General features: G+C 65.2%; 16 protein-coding genes and 1 tRNA gene. 13 read left to right on the forward strand and 4 right to left on the reverse strand.

The window, feature by feature from the left end:
* Positions 1-187 precede the first annotated feature (187 nt).
* On the reverse strand, positions 188-541 hold the full coding sequence (locus UNPF46_RS36530) for a DUF3175 domain-containing protein (RefSeq protein WP_142253257.1): 354 nt from the start codon (positions 539-541) through the stop codon (positions 188-190).
* A gap of 179 nt (positions 542-720) precedes the next feature.
* On the opposite strand from UNPF46_RS36530, the gene UNPF46_RS36535 reads away from it, so the two are divergent.
* The 3 genes from UNPF46_RS36535 (at position 721) to UNPF46_RS36545 (ending at position 4729) form a co-directional block, all read left to right on the forward strand.
* Positions 721-2205 carry an MFS transporter gene (locus tag UNPF46_RS36535; protein WP_181770275.1) on the forward strand — a complete coding sequence of 495 codons (1485 nt, stop codon included), beginning with the start codon at positions 721-723 and terminating at the stop codon, positions 2203-2205.
* A gap of 4 nt (positions 2206-2209) precedes the next feature.
* Positions 2210-3028, forward strand: a complete 819-nt coding sequence (gene otsB / locus UNPF46_RS36540; protein ID WP_142253259.1) for a trehalose-phosphatase — start codon at positions 2210-2212, stop codon at positions 3026-3028.
* A gap of 237 nt (positions 3029-3265) precedes the next feature.
* Entirely contained in the window at positions 3266-4729 is a 1464-nt protein-coding gene (locus UNPF46_RS36545) for a trehalose-6-phosphate synthase (protein ID WP_142253260.1), read from the forward strand.
* Positions 4730-4779: 50 nt separating this feature from the next.
* Here the strand turns inward: UNPF46_RS36545 and UNPF46_RS36550 are convergent, their stop codons facing one another.
* Positions 4780-5121 carry a hypothetical protein gene (locus UNPF46_RS36550; RefSeq protein ID WP_142253261.1) on the reverse strand — a complete coding sequence of 114 codons (342 nt, stop codon included), beginning with the start codon at positions 5119-5121 and terminating at the stop codon, positions 4780-4782.
* Between the two features lie 193 nt (positions 5122-5314).
* On the opposite strand from UNPF46_RS36550, the gene UNPF46_RS36555 reads away from it, so the two are divergent.
* Positions 5315-5404 (forward strand) — tRNA-Ser (locus tag UNPF46_RS36555).
* 6 nt (positions 5405-5410) lie between these two features.
* Here the strand turns inward: UNPF46_RS36555 and UNPF46_RS36560 are convergent.
* Positions 5411-6364, reverse strand: coding sequence for a LysR family transcriptional regulator (locus UNPF46_RS36560; RefSeq protein WP_142253262.1), 954 nt, complete (start codon positions 6362-6364; stop codon positions 5411-5413).
* A 98-nt stretch (positions 6365-6462) separates the two neighbouring features.
* Between UNPF46_RS36560 and UNPF46_RS36565 the strand changes: the two genes are divergently transcribed.
* The 6 genes from UNPF46_RS36565 to recQ all read left to right on the forward strand — a co-directional run bounded on the left by UNPF46_RS36565 (position 6463) and on the right by recQ (position 15067).
* Positions 6463-7644, forward strand: coding sequence for an MFS transporter (locus tag UNPF46_RS36565; RefSeq protein WP_181770276.1), 1182 nt, complete (start codon positions 6463-6465; stop codon positions 7642-7644).
* A 141-nt stretch (positions 7645-7785) separates the two neighbouring features.
* A complete protein-coding gene (locus UNPF46_RS36570; RefSeq protein WP_142253264.1) occupies positions 7786-9360 on the forward strand; it encodes an amidase family protein in 1575 nt (524 codons plus the stop codon).
* A gap of 416 nt (positions 9361-9776) precedes the next feature.
* On the forward strand, positions 9777-11078 hold the full coding sequence (locus tag UNPF46_RS36575) for an O-acetylhomoserine aminocarboxypropyltransferase/cysteine synthase family protein (protein WP_100178653.1): 1302 nt from the start codon (positions 9777-9779) through the stop codon (positions 11076-11078).
* Positions 11079-11090: 12 nt separating this feature from the next.
* Entirely contained in the window at positions 11091-12131 is a 1041-nt protein-coding gene (gene metA / locus UNPF46_RS36580; RefSeq protein WP_142253265.1) for a homoserine O-succinyltransferase MetA, read from the forward strand.
* 62 nt (positions 12132-12193) lie between these two features.
* Positions 12194-12937: a polysaccharide deacetylase family protein gene (locus UNPF46_RS36585; protein ID WP_174719062.1), complete on the forward strand. Its 744-nt coding sequence runs from the start codon at positions 12194-12196 to the stop codon at positions 12935-12937.
* Between the two features lie 264 nt (positions 12938-13201).
* Positions 13202-15067 carry a DNA helicase RecQ gene (gene recQ, locus UNPF46_RS36590; protein ID WP_100178651.1) on the forward strand — a complete coding sequence of 622 codons (1866 nt, stop codon included), beginning with the start codon at positions 13202-13204 and terminating at the stop codon, positions 15065-15067.
* 202 nt (positions 15068-15269) lie between these two features.
* Here the strand turns inward: recQ and UNPF46_RS36595 are convergent, their stop codons facing one another.
* Positions 15270-16286, reverse strand: a complete 1017-nt coding sequence (locus UNPF46_RS36595) for a 1-aminocyclopropane-1-carboxylate deaminase (RefSeq protein ID WP_100178650.1) — start codon at positions 16284-16286, stop codon at positions 15270-15272.
* Positions 16287-16444: 158 nt separating this feature from the next.
* On the opposite strand from UNPF46_RS36595, the gene UNPF46_RS36600 reads away from it, so the two are divergent.
* The 3 genes from UNPF46_RS36600 (at position 16445) to UNPF46_RS36610 (ending at position 18785) form a co-directional block, all read left to right on the forward strand.
* The gene (locus tag UNPF46_RS36600; protein WP_100178649.1) at positions 16445-16909 is read left to right on the forward strand and encodes an Lrp/AsnC family transcriptional regulator; all 465 of its coding nucleotides are present in this window, start codon (positions 16445-16447) and stop codon (positions 16907-16909) included.
* Between the two features lie 41 nt (positions 16910-16950).
* Entirely contained in the window at positions 16951-18096 is a 1146-nt protein-coding gene (locus tag UNPF46_RS36605) for a PLP-dependent cysteine synthase family protein (protein WP_142253266.1), read from the forward strand.
* Positions 18097-18224: 128 nt separating this feature from the next.
* Positions 18225-18785, forward strand: coding sequence for a carboxymuconolactone decarboxylase family protein (locus UNPF46_RS36610; RefSeq protein WP_100181319.1), 561 nt, complete (start codon positions 18225-18227; stop codon positions 18783-18785).
* Positions 18786-18866 lie beyond the last annotated feature (81 nt).

The raw sequence follows: 18866 nt of genomic DNA on the forward strand, positions 1-18866 counted from the left end.
CTGCATTCGGCCAAGACGCTGTCATCCGAAAGCACCCGCCTGCGAGCCGAGCTCGATCGCTTCATGGGCAATATCAGGGCGGCGTAAGTCGCTGCGCCTGCCCCCGCTGTCGCCTCATCCTCCGCTGCCGTCCCGGATCGGCGCGCGCTTTGGGCGCGCTTGTCCGGGACGACAGCGGAGCAAGACATCACTCCCTTCCAAACGCCCGCTTCAATTCCACCTTCGCCTTCTCCAGCCGCGCGCGTTGCGTCTTCGGCAACGTCTTGCCGGCGCGGTTGATGTAGAAGGTCAGCATCGACAGCGCCGAGCGATAGGCGCCGGCCTTGCGGCGTGAGCTGTGCTCGGCCGATCGCTTCAATGACGTCGCGATCTTCTTCGGACTTTCCAGCTTGAACACACCCTGCTTGAGGTCGAGCGCGTCGCTCTGCCTGGTCACGCGCTGCGACCAGCGCTTCGGGCTCTTGCGCGCAGGCTTACGGCTTGCGCTGGTTTTCTTGTGCGCGGTTTTGCGAGATTGTGTCGTCTTTCTGACATGAGCCATGCGTCAACTCCTTGCGGCACCAACGGAAACGGACGGTCATAAGCACCGTTCCCGGGAACCCGGCGCTGCCGCAGACGTTGTCGCAGGTGGCAGGCCGAATGCCGCACCCCCTTGATCGGAACGCCCCGTCCACATCAGGTGAACCGGGGCCGCTTCCATTGATCGAACGCAACCGCCCGATGGAATTGCAGCAAAGCGCAGCGCTGAATTACGCATCTGGAGTCGCGGCGGCCGCGACCGACCGCATCGTCGAGACCAGTATTCCCGCGCGGCTCGACGCGCTGCCATGGAGCGGCTTTCACACCCGCGTCGTGCTCGCGCTCGGCATCACCTGGATCCTCGACGGGCTCGAGGTGACGCTGGCCGGCGCGCTCTCCGGTGCGCTGAAGCAGAGTCCGTCGCTGCATTTCTCCAATCTCGATCTCGGCATTGCCAATTCCGCCTATCTCGCCGGCGCCGTGCTCGGTGCGCTCGGCTTCGGCTGGCTCACCGATCGCATCGGCCGCAAGAAGCTGTTCTTCATCACGCTGGCGCTCTACCTCTCGGCGACGGCCGCAACGGCCCTGTCGTGGGATGTCGCGAGCTACGCGATGTTTCGCTTCCTCACCGGTGCCGGCATCGGCGGCGAATACACCGCGATCAATTCGACCATCCAGGAGCTGGTGCCGGCGCGCTACCGCGGCTGGACCGATCTCGTCATCAACGGCAGCTTCTGGATTGGCGCGGCGATGGGGGCGGTCGCGGCCATCGTGCTGCTCGATCCCGCCGTGATCGCGCCCGATCTCGGCTGGCGCCTCGCTTATCTGATCGGCGCCAGCATCGGTCTCGTCGTGCTGCTGATGCGGATGTGGATTCCGGAAAGTCCGCGCTGGCTGATGATCCACGGCCGTCCCGATCAGGCCCATGCGATCGTCGACGAGATCGAACGCTCCGTGATCGGACACGACCAGGACACGAGCGATGCGCGCTTCACCAAGATCCGGCTGAAGATGCGCGATCATACGCCGATCCGAGAGGTCGTGCACACGCTGTTCTCGGCGTACCGCCAGCGCGCGCTGGTCGGTCTCGCGCTGATGAGCGCACAGGCGTTCTTCTACAACGCCATCTTCTTCACTTTCGCGCTGGTGCTGACCGACTTCTACGGCATCAAGGCCGATCATGTCGGCTGGTACCTGCTGCCCTTCGCTGCCGGTAACTTCCTCGGGCCCCTCCTGCTGGGCCGGCTGTTCGATACGCTGGGGCGCCGCACCATGATCATGTTCACCTATGGCGTGTCGGGCCTGTTGCTGGCGCTCTCGGGCTATCTGTTCTCCATCGGCGTCCTCACCGCGCAGGGCCAGACCATTGCCTGGATGGTGATCTTCTTCTTTGCCTCGCCGGCCGCGAGCGCAGCCTATCTCACCGTCAGCGAGACCTTTCCGCTCGAGGTTCGCGCGCTGGCGATCGCGGTGTTCTACGCGGTCGGCACCGGCATCGGCGGCGTGATCGGACCGGCGCTGTTCGGCGCGCTGATCGACACGGGATCACGCACCAGCGTGTTCGCGGGCTATTTGCTGGGAGCGTTCCTGATGATCGCGGCCGCGATCGTGGCGTGGCGCTACGCCGTCTCCGCGGAGCGCAAATCGCTCGAACAAATCGCACGGCCGCTCGCCTTCATGGAGTAGACTGATGAAATCGGAACTTGCGGAAATGGCCATGGACGAGCAGCGCACCATGCGAGAGGACGAGGCGCCCGATGCGGTGCCGGTGCCGCATGCGCTGGTGCCGCATCTGGACGAGACCGCGATCCTGCTCGACATCGACGGGACCTTGCTCGACCTGATGCCGACACCGCGTGAGGTGTGGGTGCCGCCGGGCCTGTCGGACACGCTCAATCGCCTGACCGAGCGCACCTCCGGCGCGCTGGCGCTGGTCAGCGGCCGCTCGCTCAACGACATCGACCTGATCTTCGCGCCCGACGTGTTTCGCGCCGTCGCCGGCCACGGCGCCGAGATGCGGCTGTCGGCGGACAATGAGACCGATGACGTGCACGCGCCGCCGCTCGACAAGGAGCTGAAGCGGCGGCTGGCCGCCATCGCCAAGCTTTCGCCCGGCATTCTGCTCGAGGACAAGGGCTATTCGCTCGCGCTGCACTACCGCCTCGCGCCGCATGCGGAGAAGGCGATCTACGAATCCGTCTCGGTGATCCGCGCCGACCTGCCCAATGCGCCGATCGAGGTGCTGCCCGGCAAGTTCGTCTGCGAGATCAAGCATTCCGGATTCACCAAGGCGACCGGCGTGCGTGAACTGATGAAGCGTGAGCCGTTCAAGGGACGGCGCCCCATCTTCATCGGCGATGACGTCACCGATGAAACCGTGTTCGCGATCATGCCCGACATGAACGGGCTTGCGTTCTCGGTCGGCCGCCGCGCCATGGGCGTGAACGGCCATTTCGACGCGCCGGGCGATGTGCGTGCGTTCCTTGCCCGACTGCTCGATCCAAGGTGAAACAAAGGCAGCGCCACGCCGCCGACATGAAGCCTCGGGAACGGCGCCGTCGCGCGCCGCACTGCGTGCTGCGCATCATCAGGACACAATCTGTGTTTGCAGCGAAATCGTCGGGTTCCGCGAGGGAAACCAGTTCCAACGCGCATGCCCGATTTTGGTTTCAATTGGTTGAAACCATGACAGGAACCATATTGATGAACGGTAGTTAAACGGGTGGAATGAAGGAGGGGACGACCTGTGAACTTAGTCGTCGTTTCAAATCGTGTCGCCCGCGGCAAACCCAATGAGCCCATGACGGGCGGTCTTGCGGCGGCGTTGCTGCCGGTGGTGGAACATTCTGGCGCGATCTGGGTGGGTTCCTCGGGCCGCGTCCGTGATGGCCATCAGAAGGAGCCGTTCGCCGAGATCGAAGCGCTGGGCTCGGGCGCGATCGCGACGCTGGATCTGCCGGCGGCGCATTACGGCGGCTATTACGAGGGCTTCGCCAATTCGGCGCTGTGGCCTGCGCTGCATTCGCGCAGCGATCTGATCCGCGTCTCCCGCGACGACTATGTCAGCTATCGCGAAGTCAACGCCTTCATGGCGCGCGCCCTGATGCGCTTCCGCAAGCCGAAAACGGCGTTCTGGGTGCAGGACTATCATTTCCTCGCGCTCGGCGCCGAGCTGCGCGATCTCGGCGTCGACGATCCCATCGGCTTCTTCCTGCATACGCCCTGGCCCGTCACTGCTGTGATGCAGGGCGTGCCCAATCATCGCGAGCTGATCAACGCGATGCTCGCCTACGACCTGCTCGGCTTCCAGACCGAGGACGATCGGCAGAATTTCCTCTCCTATGTCGGCGGAGAGCTCGGCCTCGCCGTCGAGGACGGCGTTGCGCTGTCGCAGCATGGCCGCACGCGCTGTGAAGTCTTCCCGATCGGCATCGACGCGGAGAAGTTCGCGGCCTATGCCGCCAAGTCCGCCTCGCATCCCGACGTGTCGCGGCTGCGGCGCAGCCTCAACGGCGAGCGTCTTGCGATCGGTGTCGACCGGCTCGACTATTCCAAGGGCCTCGTCAACCGCATCAGCGCATTCGACCGGCTCTGGACCGAGCGGCCGCAGTTTGCGCGCAGCATCTCGCTGCTTCAGATCGCCAATCCCTCGCGCGGCGCGATCGAGGCCTATGGCAACCTCCAGAACGAGGTCGCGCGCCTCGTCTCCGACGTCAACGGCCGCCACGGCGAGGTCGACTGGACACCGATCCGCTATCTGAACAAGGGCTTCAGCCAGGCCGTGCTCGCAGGGCTCTACCGCACCGCGCAGGTCGGCGTGGTGACGCCGCTGCATGACGGCATGAACCTCGTCGCCAAGGAATATGTCGCAGCCCAGAATCCGGCCGACCCCGGCGTGCTGGTGCTGTCGAAATTCGCCGGCGCGGCCAATGAGCTCGATGCCGCGCTGCTGGTCAATCCGCACGACATCGACGGCATGGCGCGCTCGATTGCGATCGCCGCGGCGATGCCGCTGACCGAGCGCAAGATGCGCTGGGACGCGATGATGAAGAAGCTGCGCGGTCACACCATCCAGCAATGGTCGGCCGATTTCGTCGCGGAGCTGGAGAAGTGCCGGACCGAGAAGGCCGCGGTCGCCCCGCTCGCCACGCAGCCGCCGCAGGCGTTGCGCTGGCTGAAGTCGGCGATCTCGGGCGTGCGGTTGATTTAATTCGGCTTGCTCCTCCCTTCTCTCCGCAAGGGGAGAAGGAAGAGCGCACCTCAATAGCAATACGAAATCCCATCCAGGATCGCACATTGCCGCTTGTTCGGCGCGTTGGGATCGTCCATCGGCACCACGCCCTTGCCCTGGCCGACGAACACGCCGGGCCCGACATGCACCGAGCTCTTGTTGCCGATGATCACGCTCTGATGCGGGGTCGAGCTCGAGCGTGTGCCGTCCGGCCAGAGGATGGCGTCGCCCGACAGCACCCCGCGCCGCCCGTCGTCGCAGCTCACGTCGATCCCCTGGCGGGTGCAGACCTGGGCGGCGGCTGGCACGGCGAAGGCGAAGCCTAGGGTCGACATCAGGCCGAGGACGGCGATGGTGCTGCGGATGGTCATGACGTCCCCAGTCGGGTTGCTGGTCTCACGTGAATCGTCGCGCCAAACCCGTCAAGGGTTCAGCCGGCCCGCCCGCCAGGACATTCGCGACGCCAGATATTATCTTGTGAATACAATATGTTATGGAAAATTCACCCGATTTCCCCACGATCCCTTGCAAAATCATCGGCGCCCCTTCAAGAGAGGGCGCTCCGGAGAGATGGCCGAGTGGCTTAAGGCGCACGCTTGGAAAGCGTGTGTGCGGGAAACCGTACCGTGGGTTCGAATCCCACTCTCTCCGCCACGGGCCTCATCCCACCAACTTCCACCTCCCATCCGCCGCCCGCTTCAGCGCCGGATCGCTCACCCGCACATGCTCAGCCAGAAAATCGATGAAGGCGCGGACGCGCGCGGGGAGCGGTGCGGTGTGGCCGACAAAGACGGCGTGGATGTCTTCGCGGTCGCCGGGATTGTAGTTTTGCAGCACCGGCACGAGGCGGCCCGATTCGATGTCGGGGCCGATGTGGAAGAGGGCGAGGCGGGCGAGGCCCACGCCGCCCAGCGCCAGCCGGCGGGCGACTTCGCCGTCGCTGGCGCGCGCGACCGGCAGCGGCATGGCCTCCTCGGTGCGATTGCCGCGCTTGAACGGCCAGCCGCCGCGGATGCGCGGAAAGGTCCAGCCGATGCCGCGGTGATCGGCGAGATCCGCCGGCGTCCTGGGCGTGCCAAAGCCCGCCAGATAGGTCGGGGTGCCGACGACCACCATGCGGCTGCTGCCGAGCTTGCGCGCGATCAGGCGGGACGCTTTCAGAGGTCCGACACGGATCGCAACGTCGGCGCGCTCCTGCATCAAGTCGACCAGCGTGTCGGTCAGCACGAGATCGAGCGTGACCTCGGGGTGCCGTTCCAGGAAACGGGGAATCAGCGGCATCATATGCAACATGCCGAACGGGATGTTGCAGTTGACCGTGAGGCGGCCGCGCGGCGCCGCGCCTGACGCTGCCTCGCGTTCGGCTTCCTCCATCTCCGCGAGGATCCGCACGGCCCGCTGATAGAACGCCTGGCCTTCCTCGGTCAGGGTCAGCTTGCGCGTGGTGCGGTTGACGAGCCGCGAGCCGAGCCGTGCCTCCAGCCGCGACATCAGCTTGCTGACGCCCGACGGCGTCAGCCGCAATTTTCGCGCGGCCTGGGTGAACCCGCCGAGATCGACGACACGGACGAAGACCTCCATCTCGGCGGAGCGGTTGGTGTCAAATCGGGCCATGTTGAATTCACGTCACAAATGATTGGATTGCGGACATTCTAATGGTTTTGCACGAGGACGGCTATCTGCGTGGCTCGTCTCATCCATCGGAAGTACGCATGCCCCCCGCCGTCCTCGCGCTCACCGCCGGTGCCTTCGGCATCGGCACCACCGAATTCATCATCATGGGCCTCTTGCTCCAGGTCGCCGCCGACATGCATGTCTCGGTGCCGGTCGCGGGCCTGCTCATCTCCGGTTATGCGCTCGGCGTGTTCGTCGGCGCGCCCGTGCTGACGCTGGCGACGCGGCGGATACCGCGCAAAACCGTGCTGCTCGCGCTGATGGCGATCTTCACGCTCGGCAATGCGGCCTGTGCGCTGGCGCCGAACTACGAATTGCTGATGGCGGCGCGCGTGCTGACCTCGCTTGCCCATGGCACTTTCTTCGGCGTCGGGTCGGTGGTGGCGACGAGTCTCGTCTCCGAGGATAAGCGCGCCTCCGCCATAGCCACCATGTTCATCGGCCTGACGGTCGCTACGCTCCTCGGCGTGCCCTTCGGCGCCTGGTTCGGCCTGATGCTCGGCTGGCGCGCGGCGTTCTGGGCGGTGACGGTGATCGGCGTGGTCGCCTTTGCCGTGGTGGCCGCGTTCGTGCCCGGCCATGTCGGCAACGGCGACAAGCCGGTCTCGCTCGCCGAAGAAGTGGCCGTGCTCGCCCGTCCGCAGGTGCTGCTTGGCCTTGCCATGACCGTGTTCGGTTTCGCGGGCCTGTTCGTCGTCTTCACCTACATCCAGCCGATCCTGACCCGCTTCACCGGCTTCTCGGAAGCTGCGGTCTCGCCGATCCTGCTTGTATTCGGCGCAGGTCTTGCGATCGGCAATGTCGCCGGCGGCAAGCTCGCCGATCGCGGCCTTGCACGCGCCCTGATCGGCTCGCTCGCGGCGCTCGCCATCGTGCTGCTTGGTCTTGCCGCCGTGCTCGCGGTCAAGATCGCTGCCATCGTGCTGATCCTGCTGCTTGGCATTGCGGCCTTTGCGACGGTCGCGCCGCTCCAGCTTCGCGTGCTTGAGGCCGCCGGCCCCGGCGGCCGCACGCTGGCCTCCAGCCTCAACATCGCCGCGTTCAATCTCGGCAACGCGCTCGGTGCCTGGGCTGGCGGTGTCACCATCGATCGCGGGTTGGGCCTCTCCACGCTGCCTTTGGTCGCAGCCGGCATCACGGCCGTCGGCCTCGTGCTTGCGCTGTGGAGCCTCTGGCTCGACCGCAGGCAGGCCGCCGTCGCTGCGTGCCCGGCGGAATAGGCAGTCGCGACATTTGCCGGGACTGCGGTCGCTGACAATTCGTCGCATTGGCGGCTCCCGGCAACGCGCCATGCAGAAACGCACCTGTACACGGTCGCGCGGCCTCCATAACCTCCGCCGCGCAATTTCAGGAGATGCGACGTGGCGAAGAAGACGGCGACCAAGAAGAAAACTGCTTCGAAGAAGGCAGTGAAGACCTCGGCCAAGACGAGTGCTGCCCGCAAGAGGGCTGCCGCGAAGACGGTCGGGAAGACCGTGGAGAAGGCCACCCCGCGCAGGCCGGCTTCACCGCGCCGTCCCAAGGGACCGGCCTGGCAATGGTCGGCGGTGGAGACCGCCGCTGCCATCCGCTCCGGCGCAATCTCCGCGGTCGAAACCGTCGAAGCGCATCTCGACCGGATGCGCACCGTCAATCCGAAGCTGAATGCGGTCGTCGTCGATCTCTCGGAGGAGGCGCTGAAGGCCGCGCATGCCGCAGACAAGCAGCGCGCCAGGGGAGGTGCGCTCGGTCTCCTGCACGGCGTGCCCATCACCATCAAGGAAAACGTCGATTACGAGGGCCGGCCGAATTTCAACGGCGTGCCCGCCAACAAGGGCCTGATCGCCCCGTCGGATGCGCCCGTGGTGCGAAACCTGAAGAAATCAGGCGCGATCGTCATCGGGCTCACCAACACGCCGGAATTCTCCTTTCGCGGCTTCACCGACAATCCCCTGCACGGGCTGACGATCAATCCCTGGGACCCGAATATCACTTGCGGCGGCTCCTCGGGCGGCGCGGGCTCGGCGGTGGCCGCCGGCATCGGCACCATCGCCCATGGCAACGACATCGGCGGCTCGCTGCGCTGGCCGGCGCATTGCAATGGTGTTGCCACCATCAAGCCGACCCAGGGGCGCATCCCCGCATTCAACGCAAGCGCAACGGCCGAGCGCCCGATGCTGGCGCATCTGATGTCGGCGCAGGGGCCTCTGGCGCGCCACGTCGCCGACGTTCGTCTCGCGCTCGAGGCGATGAGCCAGCGCGATCCCCGCGATCCCTGGTGGGTGCCGGCGCCGCTGGTCGGCGAGAAGCCGAAGGGGCCGATCAAGGTGGCGCTGGCCAAGATTCCCGAGGATATGGAGGTCGATCCGTCCGTCACCGCGGCGCTGCTCCAGGCCGCTGACCATCTCGAACGGTCCGGCTACCGAGTCAGCGAGGTCGAGGTGCCCGACATCAACGGCGTCTGGCAGACCTGGTGCGACATCATCACCAACGAGACCGTGGTGATGCAGGAGGCCGGCATGCTGAAAGTCACCTCCGAGGACTTCCACAAGGCCTGGGGCGGCATGAAGGCGAAGGCCAATGTGCTCGATCTCAAGGCCTGGATGCAGGCGACTGCCGCGCGCAGCGGCCACATCCGCGCCTGGCAATTGTTCTTCGAGGACTATCCGGTGGTGCTGGCGCCGACCACGGTGAAGCCGACGCCAGGGCCGCGCGACGACACCGTCAGCGCCGAGCGTGTGCAGGAGATCTTCTGGGGCGAGATCCGCTTCATCTCCGCGATCAACGTGCTGGGCCTGCCCGGCGCGGTGGTGCCGGTGGCCTTGCATGATGGCAAGCCGATCGGCGTGCAGCTCATTGCCGGGCGCTATCGCGAGGATCTCGCGCTCGATGCGGCGGCCGCGATCGAGAAGCGGGCCGGGGTGCTCACCCATCGCCTCTGGGAAAGAATGGCGTAGTGGCGGGTACTTTCACCCTCTCCCCTTGTGGGAGAGGGTGGCTCGCCGCAGAGCGGCGAGACGGGTGAGGGGTATCTCTCCACGGGCTCGCGTGTGGATGGATACCCCTCATCCGGCGTCATAGCCGAAGCTCCGCTTCGGCGTTCTTAAGAACGGCGGCCGAAGGCCGCCTATGCCACCTTCTCCCACAAGGGGAGAAGGATGGCACCATCACTATCGCGGCACAGTGTGCAAATTCATTAATCTGCTTTAACCCGAATTTCAGCCAATTCGCCAACAACGGTTAGGGTTACTTCCTCGATCTCTAAGCGAATTATTGTCCGCTTTACCACCTGCCTCTAACACGGGCGAGGCGGACAACGCACATGCCTCATTCCAGGCCAATAAGTGCGGCCCGCCCACGCGGAGGTGGTACGATGCGCAACGAGACGATCGCTATTCACGCCGGTTACGAGCCCGAAGCCACCACGCACGCGGTTGCCGTGCCGATCTACCAGACTGCAGCCTATGCCTTCGACAGCGCCGATCACGGCGCGGCGCTCTTCAATCTCGAGGCCGAGGGTTTTCGCTACAGCCGCATCGCCAATCCGACCAGCGCGGTGCTGGAGAAGCGCATCGCCCAGCTCGAAGGCGGCGTCGGCGCGCTCGCGGTCGCGACCGGGCAGGCGGCGCTGCATTTCGCCTTCGTCAACGTCGCAGATCACGGCGGCAACATCGTTTCCGTGCCGCAGCTCTACGGCACCACGCACACGCTGCTTTCGCACATCCTGCCGCGGCAGGGCATCACCGGCCGCTTCGCCGAGAGCGACGGACCGGATGCAGTCGCGAAGCTGATCGACGAGAACACCCGCGCGGTGTTCGCCGAGACCATCGGCAATCCCGCCGGCAATGTCTGCGACATCGAGGCGCTCGCCAAGGTCGCGCATGCGCATGGCGTGCCGCTGATCGTCGACAACACCGTCGCAACCCCGATTCTGCTCAAGCCGTTCGACTACGGCGCCGACATCGCCGTGCATTCGCTGACCAAGTTCCTGGGCGGTCACGGCACCACGCTCGGCGGTGCCATCGTCGATTCCGGAAATTTCCCGTGGGCGAAGCATGCCGAGCGTTTCCCGGCCTACAACAAGCCGGACGCCTCGTATCACGGCCTCGTCTATGCCGAGCGCTTCGGCCGGACTGCCTATATCGAGCGGGCGCGCAGCGTCTATCAGCGCACCATGGGCTCGGTGCTGTCGCCGTTCAACGCCTTCCTGCTGCTCCAGGGCATCGAGACCGTGGCGCTGCGCATGGAGCGCCACGTCGAGAACGCCCGCAAGGTCGCCGAATTCCTGCGCGGCGATCCGCGCGTGGCCTGGGTCAACTACACCGGCTTCGCCGATAGTCCGTATTACCCGTTGGTCCAGAAGTATCTGGACGGCAATGCCTCCTCGCTCTTCACCTTCGGCATCAAGGGCGGAATGGAGGCCGGCAAGACCTTCTATGATGCGCTGAAGCTGATCACGCGTCTCGTCAATATCGGCGATGCCAAGTCGCTCGCCTGCCATCCGGCCTCGACCACTCATCGCCAGATGTCGGCAGAGCAGCAGCGCGCTGCCGGCGTGCTGCCGGAGACCATTCGCCTGTCGATCGGCATCGAGCATGTCTCCGACATCATCGAGGACATCGACCAGGCGCTCGACAAGGCCTGCCGGTCAGCGCGCCTCGAGGCCGCGGAGTAGGCGGCGGCGCCAATGACGATCTTGATCGACAAGGATCAAGTCATCTCGAGTCCGGCGCTGGTGCCGACCGAGCGCGATCTCGCGCGGGATCACGGCGTCGAGCTCACGATCGGGCTCGTCAACAACATGCCGGATCCGGCGCTGAAGGCGACCGAGCGGCAGTTCATGAAGCTGCTCCAGGCCGCAGCAGGCCCGTGCCGCATCCGCTTCCACTGCTTCTCGCTTCCGAGCGTGAAGCGCTCGCCGGAAGCGCGGTGGCATGTCGAGAGCGAATATTCCGATCTGTCCGATCTGAAGAAGCAGAAGTTCGACGGGCTGATCGTCACCGGTGCGGAGCCGGTCGCGCCCGAGCTCGACCAGGAGCCCTGTTGGCGCGACCTCACCGAGCTCATCGACTGGGCCAAGGCCAACACGCGCTCGACGATCTGGTCGTGCCTTGCTGCGCATGCGGCGGTGCTGCATCTGGACGGCATCGCACGGCGGCGGCTGCCGGCCAAATGTCACGGCATCTTCGATTGCGATGTCGTGACGAGCGATTCCATGACGCACGCCGCGTCAGGGCCGCTGAAGGTCTCGCATTCGCGTCTGAACGAGATCGCGGAGAGCGACCTGGTGCAGGCCGGCTATCAGGTGCTGACTCGCTCCGAAACGGCCGGCGTCGACGTTTTCGTTCGCCAATATGCCAGCCGCTTCGTGTTCTTCCAGGGCCATCCGGAATACGACGCACTGTCGCTCCAGCGCGAATATCTGCGCGACATCGGCCGCTACCTCGCGCGGGAGCGCGACAACTATCCGCGCCTGCCCGTGGGTTATTTTGACGCAGCGACGGAAGAGAAGCTGGCCCGCTTCGAGAAGAAGGCGGCGCACCAGCGCCACCCTGCGCTCACCAACGAGCTGCCCGGGCTGAATTTGCGCGCCGATATCGACGCCGGCAGCGCGGCGGCGGTACTTTTCCGCAATTGGCTGCAATATCTCAGCGCGGAGACCGAGGCGTCGATTCCTGCGCGTCAATCGAAAGATGTTGGTTCCGCGTTAGGATTACCCAGGCGTTAAGCTTGCCTCGACCGGCACGCGAATGTTTCAGTACGGAAATATCTAATCACGGGAACGCCATCGTGTGGTCGGCACTCCAGGGACGCGTGAGCAATCGGCTGGCCCGGCATTTCCGCGCCGCGCCGCACCGGCTCCTCGCGCATGCGCCGATCGTGAGCTTCACCTTCGACGATGCCCCCGACAGTGCCGCAGGCGAGGGCGCCGAGCTTCTGGAAAGGCATGGCGGCCGGGGCACGTTCTATCTCGCCGGTAGCCTGATCGGTCAGCCGTCGGACCATTGGCACGGCTTGTCGGACGACGCGATCGTCCGGCTTCACCGCTCAGGTCACGAGATTGCCTGCCACACCTTCTCGCATCAGAGCTCGGCCAATCTCGACGAGGCGGCGATGGCGCGCGAGATCGATCAGAACCGCTCCTATTTCCGTGCGATCGATTCCTCGATCAATCTGGAGAACTTTGCCTATCCCTATGGGATCGCCTCGGTCTGGCGCAAGCCGCAGCTCGCCAAGGCTTTCCGTTCGGCGCGCGGCATTCTCCCCGGCGTCAACAGCGACGTCATCGATCTCCAGTTCCTGCGCGCTTCGCCCCTGGTCGATCGCGAGATCGACAAGGCGGGCGTCGATCGCTATTTCGACGAGGCCGTCGCGAGCGGTGGATGGCTCATCTTCTACGGCCATGACGTTGCGGACACGCCGAGCCCCTATGGCTGTACCCCGGACCTGATGCGCCACGCGCTGGAAGCCGCCGGACGGCGCAACATGCCGATCGTGACGGTCGCAGAGGCGCTGCGCAGGATCGGGGCGTAGTTTTTTTCTTTCCTTCTCCCCTTGCGGGAGAAGGTGGCGCGAAGCGCCGGATGAGGGGTTAAGTCCGCAAAGCAATCCCTATCGAATTCGCGGTGACAGACCCTTCACCCGTCTCGCCGCTCCGCGGCGAGCCACCCTCTCCCACAAGGGGCCCACAAGGGGAGAGGGGAAGGTAACGCTCTGCGCAGCAAACACTCTTGCCACGCCGACGCCGCCATGCGACTGGCCTTGTGACGAATCTCACGGCCCTGGTTCCAGCCAAGCATGTCCGCTCCCTCCACCGCTCCGCTTCCTGCGCCGGCCAACGGCCGCGACGCGCTGTCGGTGCTGCATTCGGTGTTCGGCCTGCCGGGTTTCCGCGGCGCGCAGGGTGAGATCGTCAGGCACGTCACGGATGGCGGCAATTGCCTGGTCCTGATGCCGACCGGCGGCGGCAAGTCGCTGTGCTACCAGCTTCCCTCGCTGCTGCGCGAAGGCTGCGGCATCGTGGTGTCACCGCTGATTGCCTTGATGCGCGACCAGGTCGCGGGCCTGCTCGAGGCCGGCGTCAATGCCGCCGCGCTGAACTCGTCGCTCAGCTTCCAGGAGGCCTCCGACATCGAGCGGCGCCTGCTCGCAGGCGATCTCGATCTGCTCTATGTCGCTCCGGAACGGCTGGTGACGCCGCGCTGCCTGTCGCTGCTGGCGCAGGCGAAGGTGGCGCTGTTCGCGATCGACGAGGCGCATTGCGTCTCGCAATGGGGGCATGATTTCCGGCCCGAATATGTCGGCCTCTCCATCATTGCCGAGCGCTTTCCCGACGTGCCGCGCATCGCGCTGACCGCGACCGCCGACGAGCTGACGCGCAAGGAGATCGTCGAGCGGCTTCAACTGACCGGCGCGCCGCAATTCGTCTCCAGCTTCGACCGGCCCAACATCCGCTACGAGATCGTCGACAAGCGCAACGCCGTGTCGCAGCTGAAGGAGTTCATCCGCGAACGTCATATGGGCGATGCCGGCGTGGTCTATTGCCTGTCGCGCAACCGCGTCGAGGAGGTCGCTGCCGCGCTTGATGACGCCGGCATTGCGGCGCTGCCCTATCATGCCGGGCTCGACAGCGGCGTGCGCTCGCGCAACCAGGACCGCTTTCTCAACGAGGACGGCATCGTCATCGTCGCGACCATCGCATTCGGCATGGGCATCGACAAGCCCGACGTGCGCTTCGTCGCCCATCTCGACCTGCCCAAGAGCATCGAGGCCTATTACCAGGAGACGGGGCGCGCCGGCCGCGACGGCAAGCCGTCGGCAGCCTGGATGGCCTATGGGCTCTCCGACATCGTGCAGCAGCGTCGCATGATCGACGAGTCCAGCGCCTCCGACGACTTCAAGAGGGTCTCGATCGGCAAGCTCGATGCGCTGGTCGGCCTGGCCGAGACCGCGCAGTGTCGGCGCCGGCGGCTGCTCGCCTATTTCGGCGAGGCGGTGACCGCGGAGAATTGCGGCAATTGCGACAATTGCCTGACGCCGCCGAAGATGCGCGACGGCAAGGTGCTGGCGCAGAAGCTGCTCTCCTGCGCCTATCGCACCGGGCAACGTTTCGGTGCGATGCATCTGATCGACGTGCTGATCGGGCGCCTGACCGAGAAGGTGACGCAGTTCGGCCACGACAAATTGTCCGTGTTCGGCATCGGACGCGAGCTCAACGAGAAGCAGTGGCGCACCGTGTTGCGGCAACTGGTGGCGATGGGCCATTTGCAGAGCGACAGCGAGGCCTATGGCGCGCTGAAGTTGACTGAAAGCGCGCGCGGCGTGCTGCGCGGTGAGACCGAGGTCTGGCTGCGCGAGGAGGCGCCGCAGGCCCGCGTTCGCGCCAGCCGTGCCAAGTCACGGCGCGGCGATCTGGCGCCCGCGGCAGGCACGCCCCCGGGCGATGTCGATCCCGAATTGCGCGCGCGGCTGCGGTCGTGGCGGTCAGACATCGCGCGCGAGCGTGGCGTGCCGGCCTATGTCGTGCTGCACGATGCCACCATCGACGGCATCGTCCGGGCCTGGCCGACCACGCTGGATGAGCTCCGCAACGTCCCCGGCATCGGCGACAAGAAGCTCGAGCATTACGGCGACGAGCTGCTGCAGATCGTCAGGACGCGGTAGGCGCGCCCTGATCTCTCCACGTCGTCATCCCGGACAAGCGCGCCCAAAGCGCGCGCAGATCCGGGATCCATACCGCGCGATCTATCTTGAGGCAGGCGCGACGACGTTCTTCGCCAAACCACTTCCCGTGGTTATAGGTCCCGGGTCTGCGCTTACGCTTGCCCGGGACGACAGTGGTGTACGAGGCGAGAGCTACGCTATTTCACCCGTTCCGGAACGCATACGCATATCCGTTCAGGGCCGGCGCGCCGCCGAGATGGGCGTAGAGGATCTTCGCACCCTTCTCGAAATAGCCTTTCTTCGTGAGGTCGATCAGGCCCTGCATCGACTTGCCCTCATAGACGGGGTCGGTGATCATGCCCTCGAGGCGCGCGGTGAGGCGGATCGCCTCCTTGGTCTCTTCCGACGGCACACCATAGGCGGGATAGGCGTAGTCCTCGATCAGCACGACGTCATCGGAGACGAGGTCTTTGCCGAGCTCGACGAGCTCAGCGGTGTTCTTCGCGATCTCGAGCACCTGCGCCTTGGTCTGATCAGGCGTGAAAGAAGCATCGATGCCGATCACTTTTCGCGCACGGCCATCGGCGGCAAAGCCGACCAGCATGCCGGCATGGGTCGAACCGGTGACGGTGCAGACCACGATGTAGTCGAACTTGAAGCCGAGCTCGGCCTCCTGCTTGCGCACTTCTTCGGCGAAGCCGACATAACCGAGGCCGCCGAATTTGTGCACGGAGGCACCGGCAGGGATCGCGTAGGGCTTGCCGCCCGCCGCCTTCACTTCCTCGATCGCCTGCTCCCAGCTCTTGCGGATGCCGATGTCGAAGCCGTCGTCGACCAGGCGCACGTCGGCGCCCATGATGCGCGAGAGCATGATGTTGCCGACACGGTCATAGACCGCATCCTCGTGCGGCACCCAGGCTTCCTGCACCAGGCGGCACTTCATGCCGATCTTGGCCGCGACCGCCGCGATCATGCGGGTGTGGTTGGACTGCACGCCGCCGATCGAGACCAGCGTGTCGGCATTGGAGGCGATCGCATCGGGGATGATGTATTCGAGCTTGCGCAGCTTGTTGCCGCCATAGGCGAGGCCGGAATTGCAATCCTCGCGCTTGGCGTAGACCTCGACATTGCCGCCGAGATGCTTTGACAGCCGTTCCAGCTTCTCGATGGGCGTCGGGCCGAAGGTCAGCGGATAGCGCGGAAATTTGTCGAGTTTCATGGGTCATCCCGATTGGCGTTGGTGCTGGCTGCTGCCTAGCATCGCCCCGGAAAAATGTGCTCTCGAATATTGCGTCCATATTGCGCATCTTCTTGCGCATTAGGCGACTATTGCTAATAATTCTTCCGAGATATAGCAAATATATGGAAGCTTCTTTCATGGCCGCCCGGCTCGACCGCACCGACCTTAAGATCCTGAGATTGCTGCAGAATAACGGCCGGCTGAGCAATGCCGAGCTGGCCGAAACGGTCGCGATCAGCCCCGCCACCTGCCACCGCCGCACCCAGCGCCTGTTCGAGGACGGGTTCATCGCTGCCGTCCGCGCCATGATCGCCCCCAAGAAGGTGGCCAAGGGCACGCTGGTGATGGTCGGCGTCGTGCTCGACCGCTCGACGCCGGAGAGCTTCGCGATCTTCGAGCAGGCGGTCGCAAAACTGAAATTCGTGCTCGACTGCCACCTGGTCGCCGGCGACTTCGACTATTTCCTCAAGATCCGGGTCGGAGACATGGAGGATTTCAACCGCATCCATGGCGAGCAGCTCATCGCGCTGCCGGGCGTGCGCCAGACCCGCACCTTCTTCGTGATGAAGGAAGTCGTCGACAACGCGCCGCTGGAGTTTTGAGCGCACTTGATGCGCGATCCGCATCATGAGAGGTTCGCGCGATGCAGACATTCCCCTTTCGCCACCTCAATCCGGCCGGGCCGGCTTACCGGCGCGGCTGGATTGACGAGGCGGTCGCCGCGATCGAGGCCGACCAGTGCCGTACCGCCGACACGCATCTGATCCGCCTGATCGTGCCGGCGCTATCGGGCATCGACATCTATCTGAAGGACGAGTCGACACATCCGACCGGCAGCCTGAAGCATCGCCTGGCGCGTTCGCTGTTCCTTTACGCGCTCTGCAACGGCCACATCCGCGAAGGCACGCCTGTCGTCGAGGCATCGTCGGGATCGACCGCGGTGTCGGAGGCCTATTTTGCGCAGATGATCGGCGTGCCCTTCTATGCCGTGATGCCGCGCACGACCTCGGCGGAGAAGATCGCCGCGATCGAGCATTATGGCGGCAATTGCCACCTGATCGACGACGGCCGTGCGCTGTATGCTGAAGCGGCCGCGCTCGCCGCCCGGCTGAACGGCCATTACATGGATCAGTTCACCTTCGCCGAGCGCGCCACGGACTGGCGCGGCAACAACAACATCGCCGAATCGATCTTCAGCCAATTGCAGGGCGAGCCGCGTCCGCTGCCGGATTGGGTCGTGATGGGCGCGGGGACCGGCGGCACGTCGGCCACCATCGGCCGCTATTTGCGTTATCGCCAGTATCCGACGCGTCTGTGCGTCGCCGATGTCGAGCACTCGGCTTTCTTCGACTGCTTCCGCTCGCAGGACCGCTCCCGTGTTTGCGACCGACCGTCGCTGATCGAGGGCGTCGGACGGCCGCGCTGCGAACCGTCCTTCGTGCCGGGCGTGGTCGACCGCATGATGAAGATTCCGGACGCGGTGACGATCGCAGCGATGAACGTGCTGTCGCGGCGGCTGCGCCGGGTGGTCGGCGGTTCGACCGGCACCAATTTCTTGGCGCTCTGTCGGCTCGCCGCGGAGATGCGCAAGGCGAATGTGACGGGATCTCTGGTGACGCTGATCTGCGATTCCGGCGAGCGCTACCGGCAGACCTATTATGAGCCGGCATGGCTGAAGGCGCGCGGCCTCGATCCGGCGCCGTTCGAGGCGGCGCTGTCGTCGTTCCTCGAGACAGGTGCGCCATTGGCGCTGGACGTCGACGACGTGGTCAATCCGCAGAACGCGTGAAGCCTCGACGGGCTCCAATCCGTGTCTCCCCGCCATTTGCAAAATTGCACGGCCGTCACGGCAACTTCACTTGCCTTGTGCGGGTGCGCAGGCGAGCCTCGCGCCCTCTCAACGAGGAGATCTCCGCCGTGCGCCTTCCCATTCTCGATCCCAAGGATCTGACCGCCGAACAAAAGCCGCTCTATGACGACATGCGGGCCGGCATCAAGGACCACTTCAAGGGCTTCGTGAACATGCGCGAGGACGGCGCGCTGCTCGGACCCTGGAATCCCTGGGTCCGCGAGCCGCGCTTCGGCAAGCCGGTGTGGGAGCTGGTCAAGGCGATCGCGTCGAACCCGTTGCTGCCCGCGCCGGTGCGCGAGGTCGCCATCCTCGTCACCGGCTCGCATTTCCGCTCCGGCTACGAGCTCTATGCCCATGTGCTGGTTGCCGAGCAGCGCGGCCTCTCCGACGAGAAGCTCGCGACCATCGTCGCCGGACAGCGGCCGGTCGACCTCACCAGGCAGGAGGCCGTCGCCTACGACGTCGCCTCCGCGCTGGTCGGCGGCGGCGTGCTGCCGGAATTGACCTGGCGCGCCGCGGTGAAGGAGTTCGGCGAGCATGGCGCCGCCGAGCTGTCCTATCTCGTCGGCGTCTACTGCATGGTCTCGGTCACGCTCAACACGTTCGACGTGCCGGTGCCGGACTAGCAGTCTGCTGAAAAACTATCGTTTTTGTCGGAGTTTCGTGATTCACTGATTTGCATTGGATCTCGGAGGCTGGGGATGCGT

Origin of the sequence: Bradyrhizobium sp. UNPF46 (assembly GCF_006658625.1) — a bacterium.
GTDB lineage: Bacteria > Pseudomonadota > Alphaproteobacteria > Rhizobiales > Xanthobacteraceae > Bradyrhizobium > Bradyrhizobium nitroreducens.

What these genes read in the sequence shown, in the direction of transcription:
- UNPF46_RS36530 (WP_142253257.1), bottom strand. Translation starts at nt 541, where the DNA reads ATGGCTCATGTCAGAAAGACGACACAATCTCGCAAAACCGCGCACAAG.
- UNPF46_RS36535 (WP_181770275.1), top strand. Translation starts at nt 721, where the DNA reads ATGGAATTGCAGCAAAGCGCAGCGCTGAATTACGCATCTGGAGTCGCG.
- otsB (WP_142253259.1), top strand. Translation starts at nt 2,210, where the DNA reads ATGAAATCGGAACTTGCGGAAATGGCCATGGACGAGCAGCGCACCATG.
- UNPF46_RS36550 (WP_142253261.1), bottom strand. Translation starts at nt 5,121, where the DNA reads ATGACCATCCGCAGCACCATCGCCGTCCTCGGCCTGATGTCGACCCTA.
- UNPF46_RS36560 (WP_142253262.1), bottom strand. Translation starts at nt 6,364, where the DNA reads ATGGCCCGATTTGACACCAACCGCTCCGCCGAGATGGAGGTCTTCGTC.
- UNPF46_RS36565 (WP_181770276.1), top strand. Translation starts at nt 6,463, where the DNA reads ATGCCCCCCGCCGTCCTCGCGCTCACCGCCGGTGCCTTCGGCATCGGC.
- UNPF46_RS36575 (WP_100178653.1), top strand. Translation starts at nt 9,777, where the DNA reads ATGCGCAACGAGACGATCGCTATTCACGCCGGTTACGAGCCCGAAGCC.
- metA (WP_142253265.1), top strand. Translation starts at nt 11,091, where the DNA reads ATGACGATCTTGATCGACAAGGATCAAGTCATCTCGAGTCCGGCGCTG.
- recQ (WP_100178651.1), top strand. Translation starts at nt 13,202, where the DNA reads ATGTCCGCTCCCTCCACCGCTCCGCTTCCTGCGCCGGCCAACGGCCGC.
- UNPF46_RS36595 (WP_100178650.1), bottom strand. Translation starts at nt 16,286, where the DNA reads ATGAAACTCGACAAATTTCCGCGCTATCCGCTGACCTTCGGCCCGACG.
- UNPF46_RS36600 (WP_100178649.1), top strand. Translation starts at nt 16,445, where the DNA reads ATGGCCGCCCGGCTCGACCGCACCGACCTTAAGATCCTGAGATTGCTG.
- UNPF46_RS36605 (WP_142253266.1), top strand. Translation starts at nt 16,951, where the DNA reads ATGCAGACATTCCCCTTTCGCCACCTCAATCCGGCCGGGCCGGCTTAC.